At 59.7% G+C, this 13973-nt stretch carries 8 protein-coding genes and 1 pseudogene; 7 read left to right on the top strand and 2 right to left on the bottom strand.

Going from position 1 to position 13973, the window contains the following annotated elements:
• Window positions 1-9 precede the first annotated feature (9 nt).
• Together DBV10_RS14610 and DBV10_RS14605 are read right to left on the bottom strand one after the other, a co-directional pair.
• Window positions 10-342 carry a hypothetical protein gene (locus tag DBV10_RS14610; protein WP_124514346.1) on the bottom strand — a complete coding sequence of 111 codons (333 nt, stop codon included), beginning with the start codon at window positions 340-342 and terminating at the stop codon, window positions 10-12.
• A 193-nt stretch (window positions 343-535) separates the two neighbouring features.
• A pseudogene (locus tag DBV10_RS14605) lies at window positions 536-1045 on the bottom strand (DNA/RNA non-specific endonuclease); the annotation flags it as partial.
• A 952-nt stretch (window positions 1046-1997) separates the two neighbouring features.
• On the opposite strand from DBV10_RS14605, the gene DBV10_RS14600 reads away from it, so the two are divergent.
• The 7 genes from DBV10_RS14600 to DBV10_RS14570 all read left to right on the top strand — a co-directional run bounded on the left by DBV10_RS14600 (window position 1998) and on the right by DBV10_RS14570 (window position 13953).
• Window positions 1998-4088: an ATP-binding protein gene (locus tag DBV10_RS14600; protein ID WP_124514345.1), complete on the top strand. Its 2091-nt coding sequence runs from the start codon at window positions 1998-2000 to the stop codon at window positions 4086-4088.
• Between the two features lie 410 nt (window positions 4089-4498).
• Window positions 4499-4963 carry a hypothetical protein gene (locus tag DBV10_RS14595; RefSeq protein ID WP_124514344.1) on the top strand — a complete coding sequence of 155 codons (465 nt, stop codon included), beginning with the start codon at window positions 4499-4501 and terminating at the stop codon, window positions 4961-4963.
• A gap of 66 nt (window positions 4964-5029) precedes the next feature.
• The gene (locus DBV10_RS14590) at window positions 5030-6523 is read left to right on the top strand and encodes a DUF2779 domain-containing protein (protein ID WP_233589938.1); all 1494 of its coding nucleotides are present in this window, start codon (window positions 5030-5032) and stop codon (window positions 6521-6523) included.
• A gap of 1 nt (window position 6524) precedes the next feature.
• Window positions 6525-7499 (top strand): YafY family protein, encoded by a 975-nt coding sequence (locus tag DBV10_RS14585; RefSeq protein ID WP_124514342.1) that lies wholly within the window; start codon window positions 6525-6527, stop codon window positions 7497-7499.
• A gap of 66 nt (window positions 7500-7565) precedes the next feature.
• Complete coding sequence (locus tag DBV10_RS14580; RefSeq protein WP_124514341.1) at window positions 7566-8804, top strand: DUF6361 family protein; 1239 nt, start codon at window positions 7566-7568, stop codon at window positions 8802-8804.
• The gene (locus DBV10_RS14575; protein WP_124514340.1) at window positions 8798-10630 is read left to right on the top strand and encodes a phospholipase D family protein; all 1833 of its coding nucleotides are present in this window, start codon (window positions 8798-8800) and stop codon (window positions 10628-10630) included. The genes DBV10_RS14580 and DBV10_RS14575 overlap by 7 nt, the downstream gene beginning before the upstream one ends.
• Window positions 10627-13953: a helicase C-terminal domain-containing protein gene (locus DBV10_RS14570; RefSeq protein ID WP_124514339.1), complete on the top strand. Its 3327-nt coding sequence runs from the start codon at window positions 10627-10629 to the stop codon at window positions 13951-13953. The genes DBV10_RS14575 and DBV10_RS14570 overlap by 4 nt, the downstream gene beginning before the upstream one ends.
• The last annotated feature ends 20 nt before the right edge of the window (window positions 13954-13973 follow it).

Genomic DNA, 13973 nt, shown 5'->3' with positions numbered 1-13973 from the left:
GCCGCAGGGTCAAGAACGGGAGGGGCTAGTGAACACCGCCCCGCAGTCCTGGCATTCGCTGTTGCCGAGGTAGTGCTCGTCAACGACGTCGCCCAAACGGCTGCCAGCGACGGAGCCCGCCGTGGCGCCGAGCAGACCGCCCAGCAGGGCACCGGCGATGCCGCCGATAGCGATACCAACGGGGCCACCAACCGCCCCGAAAGAAGCGCCGACCTGGGCACCGGACCAGGTGCTGGCAGCGCCGCTGGCGGCTCCGGCGACACCGCCGAGGGTTCTTCCGGTATCGCGGCCGACTTGTCGGGTGGTCACGTGGGTGGATTTGCAGATGGGACAAACAGTCATGGAAAGCTCCTTGCGATGGACGCAAAAAAGCCCGGGGCACGCAAACGTGCACCGGGCTTGTGGGTAGGGTGAAATCAGACCAATGAGAGGCTGGTCAGGGCGGGGGTTACCTGGATGGCAATGGGTATATGTGGAACCCAACGGAATTCAAATGCAGCCTGATGCTTCGCGGGGCTGCTTGCGGAGCTGATGGTCAGTGCTGGAATGCGTTTCTTGGCAGGAACTCAACGCCTGTGCGGTTTACGAGCTCCTGATAGCTGATCGGCCGACCCATTGACTCACCGTCCCGGTTTTGTTGCCAATGTGCCCAAACCCGTTGGGTGGTGGCGTCATACACCAGCTTGAAAAGGTAAGTGGGCACCTTCACTCCGTTGGCGCCGATGCGTGGCCACGCATATGTGAACACCGGCCCAGTGATCACAAACACATCCCCCGTGGCACGTTTCACGTAGTGCCGTGTGTCCTGTTCGATCTTGCTCCAGGCGCCACTGTTGTGCTGGGCAATCTGGGGAACCATGTTGGCCAGACTGAAGCTTTGGGCCATGACCGTCGGTGTGTGCATATCCCCCGCAGGCGCCATGTGGCCTCGGCTGTAGCCAGAGTTCTTGTAATCCTCCAGTTCGGCACGCTCAGCACGGGGCAATCGCGCATCTGCAAAGAAGCGTTTGGCCCGCCTCTCATCCGCATCTTCGATGAGCCTGCGCTCGCGCGGCTTTCCCGATGCCCTAGTTTCTTGCCCTTGTGGGGGAGTTCATATACGACGGGTTAGGCGTCGCCTTTCGGAGGTAGCGGTGGGAGTACTTTTGCAGGCTTTCCCGACTCTGTAATGGCGTGCATCACACTCAGTCTTTTCTGAAGCTGCGTGTCAGAGGGGTGAGTGATCTGCACCTCTGGTGCAGTATAGACACCGGCCCAGCATAGAACTGCGTCCTCGGCCAAGTGATACTCCCTTGCGGCTTCTCTCTCTCCCCGGTAGCGGTCGTTCGAAAGCTTCACTTCTGCGCCGTGCTTTGACATCCAAGATAGGGTATTCAAATCCTTGTCGTATTGTGGGCGCGTTCGGGGTAAATACTTGATCTCCACCACACCGATAATCCTACGGGTGTGGCACACGACGATGTCTGGATACCTCGCATCTGGCTGATCAGCGAGGGACACCCGAGGCTCAATGAAAAGTCTTCGCTCGACACCAGAGTTCTTAAATTCGTCCAAGAGATGTCTACAAAAGTAGATCTGCAAACCCCGTTCCGAATTGATCAACTGATCCGAGTATTCACCTTCGATACAGCTATGCCATGCGCGTAGCAATTGGCTGCGGAGCAATGAGCGGGGTTGCATTGTGATGTCTAACGTGATGTGCACCGCAGAACCTGCGGGATAAACTGGATGGTACGGAACATTATGGATGCTGATTCGTCTTGGAAGTGTTGTGCTGTTCACGCATCCAGGTATCAAAATCCGCGACACTTGGCACGCTTCCACTGAGCAACCTGTAGCTTGAAAACCTGCTGCGAACTGACCGCCCCCGTCGGTTCGTATTCGAAGCGTGGCGGCCTGCGCGAGCACACAGTAGCCCTTCCACCCGCACTGCATGCGACACATTACGTCGCAGCCACCCGGATGATGGATCTCATCGACAAGGAGAGACCACCATCATGGCAAAACGTAGAGCGGCAATCTCATACAACCCAGGCAGCATTGAACCGATCATTCGCCTCTGGCTGCTTCGCGTTCTGGTTCCACTGGGGGGGTACCGCCAGTTTGTGCACCCCCATGGGTTCAACAATGACACCTTGGCAGATGTGATCGGGCTCGGTCACTGGATCGATCCCGAAACACGCGAGTTTGATCAGAAAGAAGTGCAATCCGAACTGCGCCAGTTGCACCAGAAGGCTGAGGGGCAGTGGTATGGGGAGCGCCAGTCAACCTTTCTGAGCCAAAACATCGATCAATTGTCCAACCTGGTGGGGTTGAGCATGATCGATTGCAAGGTGTTGGAGTTCACGGTGTCCATTCATAACGAGCGTCTCCTTGATGACGCGTCTGAATGGCTGGGCGATCTGTCTTCCGTCAAGATCATTCATGCCTTGTCCATCATTCTTGATCTGCCCGAGGCAGACATTCGCGCTTCGCTGAGCGCCACCGGCATTCTTGCCAGGTCGGGGTTGGTCATGATGGACCGGAGGGGGCGTGGCGCATTGCGCTACAAGCTGGATCTGCTCTCTGAAGGGTTTGCTGACCTGATGGCTGCCTCCAAAGCCGACCCTATCAGCCTGCTGCGCGGTACCGTGTCTGCGGCAGGCCCTGCTCAACTGAGCTTGGCCGACTACAGCCACATCCAGTCCTCCTTGGAGATTCTGTGTCCCTATCTGCGCAATGCCATGGCCACTGGTCGGCGTGGCGTGAACATCTTCCTGCAAGGTGCACCGGGAACAGGCAAGAGCCAGCTGGCGCGAGCCTTGGCCAAGGAGATGGGGTATGAGCTGTTCGAAGTCGCCAGCGAAGATGCAGACGGTGACCCGATCAATGGAGAACACCGCCTCCGGGCTTTTCGTGCTGCACAGAGTTTCTTCTCGCAACAGCAGGCAATGATCGCTTTTGACGAGGTAGAGGATGTTTTCAACGATGGAAACAGCTTCTTCGGCAGCAAGAGCACCGCCCAGCTGCGCAAGGCTTGGATTAACCGGATGCTGGAAGAGAACCCGGTGCCCACACTGTGGATGTCCAACTCCATGCGAGGTCTCGATCCCGCCTTCATTCGCCGTTTTGACATGGTGTTTGAGTTGCCCATTCCACCCAAGACGCAGCGCGAGCGGATTCTGCAAAGCAGCTGCGGTGAGCTTCTTGATACCAACCAAATTTCGCGCATCGCAGAGGCCGAAGCCCTTGCTCCTGCGGTGGTCGCAAAGGCGAGTTCAGTCATCCGCTTGATCCGGGACGACCTTGGCCCTCAAAAGACGGCAGCTGCCTTGGAGCGCTTGATCTCCAGCACCATGGAAGCCCAGGGACACGGTCCGCTGCTCTCGCACGATCCAAACAGACTGCCCGAGGTTTACGACCCACGCTTCATCCATGCCGATGTGGATCTGGCCGCCGTAGCAGCAGGCCTCGTCGCTGCGCGCTCCGGCAGGCTCTGTCTGTACGGGCCGCCTGGCACCGGAAAGACCGCCTACGGTCGCTGGCTCGCTCAACAGCTCGGCGTTCCTCTGCTCGTCAAACGCGCGTCCGATCTGAAATCCAAGTGGCTGGGTGAGAGCGAAAAGAACATCGCCAAAGCCTTCCGCGAAGCGCAAAACGACGGCGCAATCCTTTTGATCGATGAGGTGGACAGCTTTCTGCAGGACCGACGGGGCGCCCAACACAACTGGGAAGTGAGCGAGGTCAACGAAATGCTGACCCAGATGGAATCCTTCTCGGGGGTTTTTGTGGCCTCGACCAACCTGATGGAAGGGCTGGACCAGGCCGCGCTGCGCCGGTTTGATCTCAAAGTGAAGTTCGACTTTCTGCGTGCCGACCAAGCGTGGGGGCTGCTGTTGCGTCACTGCGACGGACTCGGATTGCAGCAACCGCTGCCGGAGGAGCGTGCCAGGATTTCACGAGTGGTTCCGCTGACACCGGGAGATTTTGCTGCCGTGGTGCGTCAACACCGATTCCGGCCCATCACGTCTGCTACCGCCCTCGTGTCGGCCCTCGAAGCCGAATGCGCGGTGAAACATGGCACGAATCGCTCCATTGGGTTTGTGTGAGAACAAACCCATGGGAAGATTTCATTCAAATATGCAGGAGTTGACCCTGGATGTGCTTTCCAAATCGAAGCCTCTGGCGCTTCGACGGCACAGGGGCTTGATGCGACCCACATCACGATGTGCGTCAGATGCGAGTTGACATGGACCGGCACGTCCTGAAGCACTCGTTCACACTCAGACGTACACACGATTGGATGTGCCCGACATGCGGAAAAGCGCCTCTTCGTATCCGTGAAGACTCATTCGTCAAGGAGGAGCAAAGTTCCTCGCGGGATCACTCCGACGAAGAATGGCAGCCTGAATGGATCCGGTATGTTTACTCCTGCATGCTGGTTTGCTCGAACGTTCAATGCAAAGAGGTCGTGGCGAGTAGTGGCACCGGTAGCGTGGATTGGCATGTTGAGGAAGACATGAACGGAGTACCTCAGCAGGTTCACGAAGATCATTTCAGGCCGAAGTTCTTTCAGCCGCACTTACAAATCTTCCAGATTCCAGAAGCATGTCCATGCTCAGTTGCAAAACCGCTTGAAAACTCATTTGCGCTGTTCTTCGCAGCGCCAGATGCCGCAATAGCCAGTGTCCACACTGCGATGAAAGCATTGCTTGGCGAAATGATGCTTCCGCGATTTGTCGCGCCCAGTGGAGAGCGGCGATCCATCAACTTGCACCAGTCAATTGCTCTACTTGACCCAAAGTACGCTCACTTAAAAGATGTGATCTTGGCAATCAAATGGCTAGCCGATGATGGGAGCCAAGACGAGGGAGTGAGTGTTTCTATTGATGACGTTATGGATGCGTACGAACTCACTGAAAAAATCCTTGAAGAGGTGTACGCGCCGAAGTTGCCAACAACGCTGATGCCAATGACTCCCTGACCGACATCTTGATGACCGTGCGACATGGGAGAATTTCATTCAAACAAGAGGGAGTCTGCCTTGCGTGTGCTTTCCAAATCGAAGCTGCTGGCGTTTCGGCAGTGCCCCAAGCGGCTGTGGCTGGAGGTACATCGCCCGGACCTGCGAGAAGACTCCTCGGCCACCCAGGCCAGCTTCACGGTGGGCAACCAGGTTGGCGACATTGCCAGGCAGGTCTATGACCCCAAGGGCAAGGGCGCGCTGATCGATTTCAAAGTGGGAGGCTTTGAAGCAGCCTTTGCGCAGACGCAAGCGCTCTTGCAATCGAACCAGCCGATCTTCGAGGCCGGGTTCGGCGCCGAAGGGGCTCTGGCCTTTGCCGATGTAATGCTGCCGGTCAAGCGAGGCGGCAAACGGGCTTGGCGCATGGTCGAGGTGAAATCCTCCACCTCCGTCAAGCACTACCACCGGGACGACGCCGCCGTGCAAGCCTTTTTGGCTCGCTCCTCCGGGGTTCCCCTGGCTGGGATTGCGCTGGCTCATATTGACAGTTCATGGGTCTATCCAGGCGGTGGTGACTACAGTGGGCTGCTGGTCGAGAAAGATCTGACCGACGAAGCGCTTTCACGCGGGACAGAGGTTCGCAGTTGGATCGAAGAGTCCCACGGGATCATTGCGAAGAAGAAGGAACCCCGCGTTTCAACGGGCGAACAGTGCAGCGCCCCCTATGAATGTGGTTTCTTCTCCTATTGCCAAAGCCAGGAGCCCCAAGCAGAGCAGCCCTTGCATTGGTTGCCCGGAGCTCAGAGCAAAGCGCTGAAAGCACATGTTGAGGCGCACGGAGTGTGCGAACTGCGCGATGTACCGGATGCGCTGCTTAATGACAAGCAGAGGCGCGTGAAGGCGGTCACGCTCACGGGAGAGTCGTACTTCGACAAGAAGAGTGCGTTGCGAGACTTGGCCCAGCACAAGCTGCCCGCGTTTTTCATGGACTTTGAAACCATCCAGTTCGCTGTACCGATCTGGAAAGGCACGCGCCCCTACCAGCAGATTCCGTTTCAGTTCAGCGTGCACCGCCTCGCACGTACCGGGAAGCTGGAACAGCAGGCGTTCCTCGATCTGTCGGGCGGGGACCCCTCAAAAGCCTTTGCGGAGGCGTTGATAAGTGCCTGCGGTGAACGCGGTCCCATATTTGTCTACAACGCTGGATTTGAGATGGCCCGGATCCGCGATCTGGCGCAGCGTTTTCCACGTTTGTCTGAAGCGCTCCTGGCACTGAACGAGCGCGTGGTTGATCTCCTGCCTGTGGCGCGTGAGCACTATTACCACCCCAGCCAGCAAGGGAGCTGGAGCATCAAGGCGGTCCTCCCAGCGCTGTGCCCAGACTTGAACTACGGTGACCTCGATGGCGTCCAGGATGGCGGCATGGCCATGGAGGCATTTCTGGAGGCGATTTCGCCGCAAACCTCGGCGGCACGCAAGGCTGAGATTGAGCAACAACTTCTGGCGTATTGCGCGCTCGACACCTACGCCATGGTCCGCCTGTGGGCTGCGTTCTCCAACTCATCTTTGAAGATCTGACATGGCGAAACGATCCGACACTCTCGAAACGGTCTTGCTCGCTGTCGAACTCCTGCGCCGAATTCCCCGTGGCCGCAAGATCACGGCCAGTGAACTGCACCAGCAACTCAAGCATGCGGGGATGGAGCGCGAACTGCGCACCATCCAGCGGCAGCTGGAAATGCTCAGCGAGCACTTTGAGATCGAGCGCGACGATAGCAGTAAGCCCTATGGCTATCGATGGCTGGAGCAGGCTAAAGCACTCGCTGTACCCAACCTCACGCCGCAGGAATCCCTGTTACTTCAATTGGCAGAGGAGCATCTCAAGAACTTGTTGCCGCCCCGGCTCATGAAGTCCATGGATGCGTTTTTCAGTCAAGCGAGACGCAATCTGGGTCTGGAGAGCAGCGCCCGCCTGGAACGCGAATGGCCCGGGAAGGTACGAGTGGTGGCGACCAGCCAGCCGTTGCTACCGCCCAAGATTGTTCCAGGTGTGTTTGAGGCAGTGAGCGAAGCGCTGTACAGCAATCACTGGCTGCACATCGAATACAAGAATGCAGGCGGCAAACGCACCAGCGCAGACGTGATGCCGCTGGGCCTGGTGCAACAGGGATCGCGGCTGTATCTCGTTTGCCGTTACCAGGGCTTTGACAACGAACGCAACCTGGCACTGCATCGCATCGCTGGGGCCGAAGTTTCCACGCTCACCTTCGAGCGGCCCAAGACGTTTGACCTCGAGCGCTATGACGATGACGGGCGCTTTGGGTTTGGTGAGGGGGAGAAGGTGCGACTGGTCTTCCGCATTGAACGCAGTGCGGGATTGCACCTTATGGAGTCACCGCTGTCCACTGATCAACAAGTGGTTGAGCGCAAAGATGGGCAACTCGAGATCACTGCCACAGTCATCGATAGCTCAATGCTGGATTGGTGGCTGCGGGGTTTTGGTGAGGCAGTGACCGAAGTACGAAAAATACCTATGAATATCAATGCGAAGTAAAACGATGAGATCCCATCGCGTGAAAGTTGTATGTTTCGGGCAGCATGAATATCGGCAGGAGCCTCGGTGAGCAGTATTGGATGGATCGACTTTTCTTCGACGGACCGCAAGCGCGTGCATGAAGTCCTCGCGCTTATGAAAGAACCGGGCACGCTGGATGAACTGGGCTTTGGACAACTGCGCGATGCATACGCTGATACGCTCTTTCCCGGCTTCTCCACGATTCAAACGCGCGCACGGTATTTCCTCGCCGTGCCGAAGATCATGCGGGATTGGGCGGATTGGCCGGACGCCAAGCGCCGCCGCCAACCACTCGATGAATATCTGAAGATCGCGGAGAACGAATTCGCCAGGATGCTCAAGACTAACCATGATGCGGCGGGCCTGCCGCCTGATGGCGTGATCGGTCACACCGTAGTTGAGCAGGGAGGCGTCGCACGGCGTCCGTCTTCGACCTACTGGAACGGTCTACGCGTGTTTGAAATCGTACGCACGCAAAGCTCGCTCGCGGAGTTCTGTCGCTATTGGCGTCGTGGCGGCGAGGTTCAGCAAGTCGTAAGCTCCGATGAAGGCAGCGACGACACCGGGGAACGCTTCGAGGCTATCGTGCGTCGGCCGCCCGGAGCGCAAGGCGACTGGCCTGCCGGTCTCACTTTGAAGCTGGACGTGGCCGAAGCGCGTTTCCTGCGGGAGCGCTTCACTACGGCGCAGGACCTTGACGACACGGTTTGCGCCCAGTTGCTTTCCAACAACTTGGCCGGGCGGGCACTGAGTGGTGGCCACACCAGCTTTGCCGCGTTCAGCGCATGGGCCGCCCGCCAGCTCGCGCTCAGCCAGCCATGCCGCGACAACATCGCGGCGGCGCAGCGCTTCAGCCTCGCAGTCGAGGGCGCACATATCGTTTTCAACCGGCTGATTGCCGAAGGCATCGACGATGGCGATTTGCGTGCCCGCTGCAATGAGCGCTACGCCGATTGGCGCGCGACAACCAAACTAGCCGGCATCTTCCATCCAGGTGCGGATCTCGAGTGGCTGCGCGTTGCCGACGCGAGTGAAGCCCGCGTCAAGCAGCGGACCATCGAATTCCTCGAGCAATGGAATGCGCTGAATCAAGCTCACACGCCGAAACAGTCCGGTCTCGATGCACTTGTGCGTACCCAGGCCGTCGGAAACAAGCCCGAGCGCTCCCTGTTGATAAAGCTGCCGCGCGAGCGTGCCGACTGGTACGGCATGGGTGCGCTCGACTATCGCTGGCAGACGGTGCGGCGCATGTTGGAAGATATTGTCGAGGTGCTGCCTTGCTGAAGCTAGAAAGTGACCGTCTCGACTACGGCACTCAATTGCGCGCGCCGTCGGGCTATGCCTTGCACTCAGCACTAGCGACCACCTTCTCTCTCGATCTCGAAACGCTCGCGGCCGCTTCGCTCGCCCTCACGCTGGACCAGACGTTGGAAGAAGAGGAGGAAGGTGAACTGTCGGGCGAGCGTGTTGCGTTGCTCGAATCCATCGATCAGCTTCACAAGCGCCTGATGGTGTTCTACCAGCGCGGCAACATCAAGGTGCCAGGTAAGTTCAATCGCCTTTTCGCCTTACTGGAGCCGCTGCTCGTGCCGGTCGTGGCACTCGAAGGTGCAGACGGGGCCTTCGCGTCGTTCCATCCGAAAGTATGGCTGCTGCGTTTCACCGCACTGGATGAGGATGCTGCGGATCGCTGGCGCTTGCTGGTCTTGTCGCGCAACCTCACGTTCGATCGCAGCTGGGATCTCGCCGTATCGATCGATGGCGAAACGGCGCGTCGCGGCAACGGCGATCCGCGCCTCCTCGTATTCCTGCGTTCGCTGGCGCAGGACCCGCACCATGCTGCCGAGATCGAAGCCTGGTGTGATGCCCTCAGACATGTCGCCTGGACGGCGCCCGATCAGTTCGACCCGGCGTTCGAGGTGCTTCCAGGCTTTCAGGGTCACGAGAAGACCGCTGGCGTGCCGCTGGACCTGCCGGCCAAGTTAGACGATCTGCTGGTCATGTCCCCGTTCCTTGATGCTGACGGACAAAGCATGCTCGCTGACCTGGCCAGCCGCACGCGCACCAACGCCATACGCACGCTCATCAGCCGGGGTGACACGCTCGACAAGATTGGCAGCGACGCGCTGAGCAACTGGAATTGCTTGTCGCTCTCGGAGCGAGTGGTTGACGGCGAGGAGCGGCACGAAAGCCGCGCGGCGGAACAACAGAATCTTCATGCCAAGCTCATCGTCGCGAAACACGGCGCGCAGGCCATCTGGCATATCGGTTCGGCCAATATGACGAACGCCGCGTTCGGGCAGCCGGGCAAGCTGGCGTCTCCCCGCAATCGAGAACTGATGCTGCGACTCACGGGCAGGAATGGCAAGCTCGGTCCCAGCGCCTTGCTGGAAACATGGAAGACGTCGAACGTTTTCCATAAACACGAGTTCCGCGATGCCTGGCCGGTCAGCCCAGAGGAAGACAGCGCAATGCGCCGTGCCGTGCATGCCCTCAGTTCCGCCGGGTGGCTGCTCCATGTGAATGAGGTCCCGGGCGAGCCGGGCCGGTTCGACCTCCGGCTTGACACTACGCCGGACGGTTCGGCCATTCGATTGCCTGCGGGCTATGAGGCCACCGTGCGCCTGCTCTGCCGCGACGATCCGCGCGCGCTGGGCGTCTCGATGGCGTGGACCGACGTCAGCCTGACGGATATCAGCGCCTTCCTGTCGGCCGAGATCGTTTCGCCGAAAGAGGTGCGAAAGCGATTCGTCGTGCAGGCAGTGTTGTCCGTCGACATGCTCGAGCGGCGCAAGGCTGCGCTGTTCCGGGATATCGTCGGCGACAGCAGAAAGCTCCTGCGTTACCTCGCATTGATTCTGGACCTGGATCCGTCGCGCACCGACTGGTCGCGCGCCGACGGTAACAGGCGAAGCGCAGACGTATTCGGGCTCGACGGCAAGGGCGCGCTCTATGAGCAACTCCTGCGCGCGGCCTCGAGAGCGCCACGCCGGATGAGCCGTGCTATCGATATCTACCGGCGCATTCGCGCCGAGGTAGAGACTTTACCTGAAGGGCTAGACCCGCTCTTCGAAGGCTTTGCCGCCTACCACCGCGAACGAAACGCATGAAGCATGAAGCACAACAGCGCCTTCAGAACGCGCTTGATGACTTGAAGGATTTTCAGCGCGCAACCGTCACGGACGCGTGCATGCGTCTCGAGGGCCCGAACGGGCTGCACGGCCGGCTGCTGGTCGGCGATGAGGTCGGGCTCGGCAAGACACTGGTGGCGCGCGGAGTCGTGGCTTCGCTCTTGAAGCGCCGCCTGGAATGCGGTCGCGCGGCGCAGCCTCTCAGAGTGGTCTACATCTGCTCGAACCAGGCACTCGCGCAAGAGAACGCTGGCAAGCTTGCCGTCTTCACCGGCAGTGAACAGGAGCGGTGGGTCAGTTCGCTGCAATTCAGCCGTCTCGCGGAACTCGGTCTGCAGCAGGATGACCCCAAACCCGGCGTTCTGATGGAATCGTGCTCGCTCACGCCAGCGACCTCGTTTTCGCTGACCCGGGGTGGTGGGAATGCGCTGGAGCGCTATATCCTCTGGCGTGCCGTGAAGGAGGCTCGTCAGATCCAAGACACCGAGCAACTGGAAGAATTCTTTTGCAACGGCGTGAAGGGCGCATGGGAGGACGCCAGGCGGTCCTGCGAGAGCCGGGAACTCGAGCCCCAGGCGCGTGCTGAGTTCATCGGACGTCTCAAGGAGCGGCCGAGGCTCGACGAGTCTGCGCGAAGCGCGGCGAAAGCGTTGCAACTGAATCTGCATTCGTACGCCACGCTGATCCAGAGCCTTTCCGAAGCGGGCGTGGAATATGTCAGGGCGACCAAACACGGCACGCATCTGGCAACCTGCGTGCGCGGAGGAATCCGGCAGATGTTCGTCGAGGCCTGCGCGCGCAATCTGAAGGCGGATATCTTCATCCTCGATGAATTCCAGCGGTTCTCGGCATTGCTACATGCCGGCTCCGTCACGCCGGATACGGCTGACGGCGAGGACGCCGTCTCGGAGGAGCAGATCATCGCGCGGCGGGTACTGCATGAAGGCACCGGCTACGCGACGCTGCTGCTGTCGGCGACGCCGTTCAAGGCGCTGACGCATCTCGACGACGACGGCGAAGGCCAGGCGCACGAGAAGCAGCTCAACGATCTGCTCGGCTACCTGTGTCGGGACGACGAGATCGTGCTCGGTCGTTACGCGAAGGCGCGCGATGCCCTGCTGCGTCAAATACTGACGCTGCCAGCAGCACCTCTCATGCCGGGCACGCTCAGCACAGCTGAGCGCGACCGCGTCGAGGATGCGCTGCGTCCTTACATCTGCCGCTCTGAGCGGGGCGCAATCGAGCCGGACATCGAGAGGGTCTTCATGACCGCGCGGGCGGACGACCTGGGCGCCTCCCTCAGAACGTCAGAGATCGATGGATTCGTCGCGCTCGACCGGCTTGCTCAGGCGCTCAAGTCGGTTAGCCGTGGTCACGCCGTGAGCGATGTCATGCAGTTCCACAAGGCCGCGCCTTGGAGTCTGTCTTTCCTGAGCGGCTACCAGCTCCGCGAGACGCTGCGGCTGCATGCCAAGGAGACCCCGGTCAGGAAGGCACTGAAGGAAGCCGGCGCGGGCTGGATTCCGCACCGGCGCTTCCGGGACTACAGTCTGAATTTGACGCATGAGGCGCCGAGTGGGCGCTTCGCGCAAGTAATGCGTGCGACCGCACCCGAAGGTTCCGAACGACTGCTCTGGGTGCCGCCGAGCCTGCCCAACTATGCTAGCTGCGGTCCCTTCAAAGACAAGGAAGGCTTCAGCAAGACACTGCTGTTTTCATCGCTCATACTGGCTCCGCGTGCGTTGAGCAGCTATGTTTCGTACGAGTGCGAACGGCGTTTGCTGGGCACAGGGCGCAAGCGTCACGATTATCTGGACAACCGCGACGCGTACAAAGGAACCTTGCTGTTCGATGGTGTCAAGATCGGTCCGGCCTGGGGGCTGATTTATCCGTCGATGCGTCTGGCGGCCGTGCCGATAGGTCATTCCGGAGCCTCGCTTGAGGAAGTCAGGCAGCGTGTGCGCGACGAACTGGGGGCGGATTTTCGCCTGCTGTGCAAGCGTTATGGGCACGGCACGCAGCGATACAGCGCACGCTGGTACGCGCTCGCGCCGTTCCTGCTCGACAGGATTCACGAGGGCGGCGACGACAGGCTGGCAAGCGCGACGCGCTGGGCGGACGCATTCATGCGATTTTCGGTGGCTAGTCCAGCGCGAAAGACGCACGCACAGCGCGTCCTGGAAGCGCTTGCCCGCGCTGATCACGGGCTCGGCGAGCCGCCTGCTGACCTGCTTGGCTGGCTCGTGGATCTTGCGATCGCCGGGCCGGCGGTGTGCATGCGGCGCACGCTCGCTACGGTTTGGGAAAGCGGCGCGGCCGACAACAACGACGAGAAACGACTGGCGCACGCGACGGACTGCGCATCGTCGTTCATCGACAAAATGAACCGCATGGAATCGCAGCGTGTGCTGCGAGCCGTGTTGCCGGGGGTCAAGCCCTGGGTTGCCGTCTCATCGTATGCCGCGATGGGCAATTTGCAGGCTGTGTTCGACGAGTTCCTGCATTTGCTCAAATCTGTTCATCGCGGCATGGATGAGTCCGTCGGGGCGTTTCATATTGCCATTGCGCCGGGGGCGGTGACGATCACGGCGCAGACCGCGCTTCCGCCACTCAAAGGCCAGGTGAAGGAGCATGATTTCACGTTCCACTGCCACTACGCCGTGCCTTTCGGTAATCAGAGCAGCACCGAGGAAGAAGGCATCAAGCGGATCTCCAACGTGCGAGCATCCTTCAATTCGCCGTTCTGGCCATTCATGCTCAATTCGACGTCTATTGGCCAGGAGGGGCTCGATTTCCACTGGTATTGCCGGCGCGTCGTGCACTGGAGCCTGCCAGCCAATCCAATCGATCTCGAGCAGCGTGAAGGGCGCATCAACCGCTACAAATCGCTCGTGGTGCGCCAGCGTGTCGCGCAGGCATATGGCGAAGCCTTGAATTTGCCCGCACCCTCGCAGTCACGCGATGTGTGGACGCATCTTTTCGATCTGGCCGGCAAGGACGAGCGCCGCACGGATCTTGTGCCGTACTGGTACGTCCCGCGTGGCTCCGCTTGCCTTGAGCGGATCGTGCCGGTGGCCCCGTTCAGCAGCGAAATTGACCGGCTTGACGAGATTCTGCGCATTCTCTCCCTCTATCGATTGTCTTTCGGCCAGCCGAGACAACAGGAGCTCATCGAGAACTTGCTTCGACGGGATTACAAGGACGCCGATCTGCGATTGATCCGCGATGCGCTTCTAGTCGATCTCGCACCGATCAACCGTGTTCTCAAAGCGGCAGGCGATTACAGCGCAGGCGCGGCTTGAGGAAACGAGCCAGAAGTTTC

Origin of the sequence: Acidovorax sp. FJL06 (assembly GCF_003852545.1) — a bacterium.
In the GTDB taxonomy this organism is placed as follows: Bacteria; Pseudomonadota; Gammaproteobacteria; order Burkholderiales; family Burkholderiaceae_C; genus Acidovorax.
Note: the sequence above shows the minus strand (reverse complement) of the source record. Positions and strands in the feature narration are given on the sequence as shown.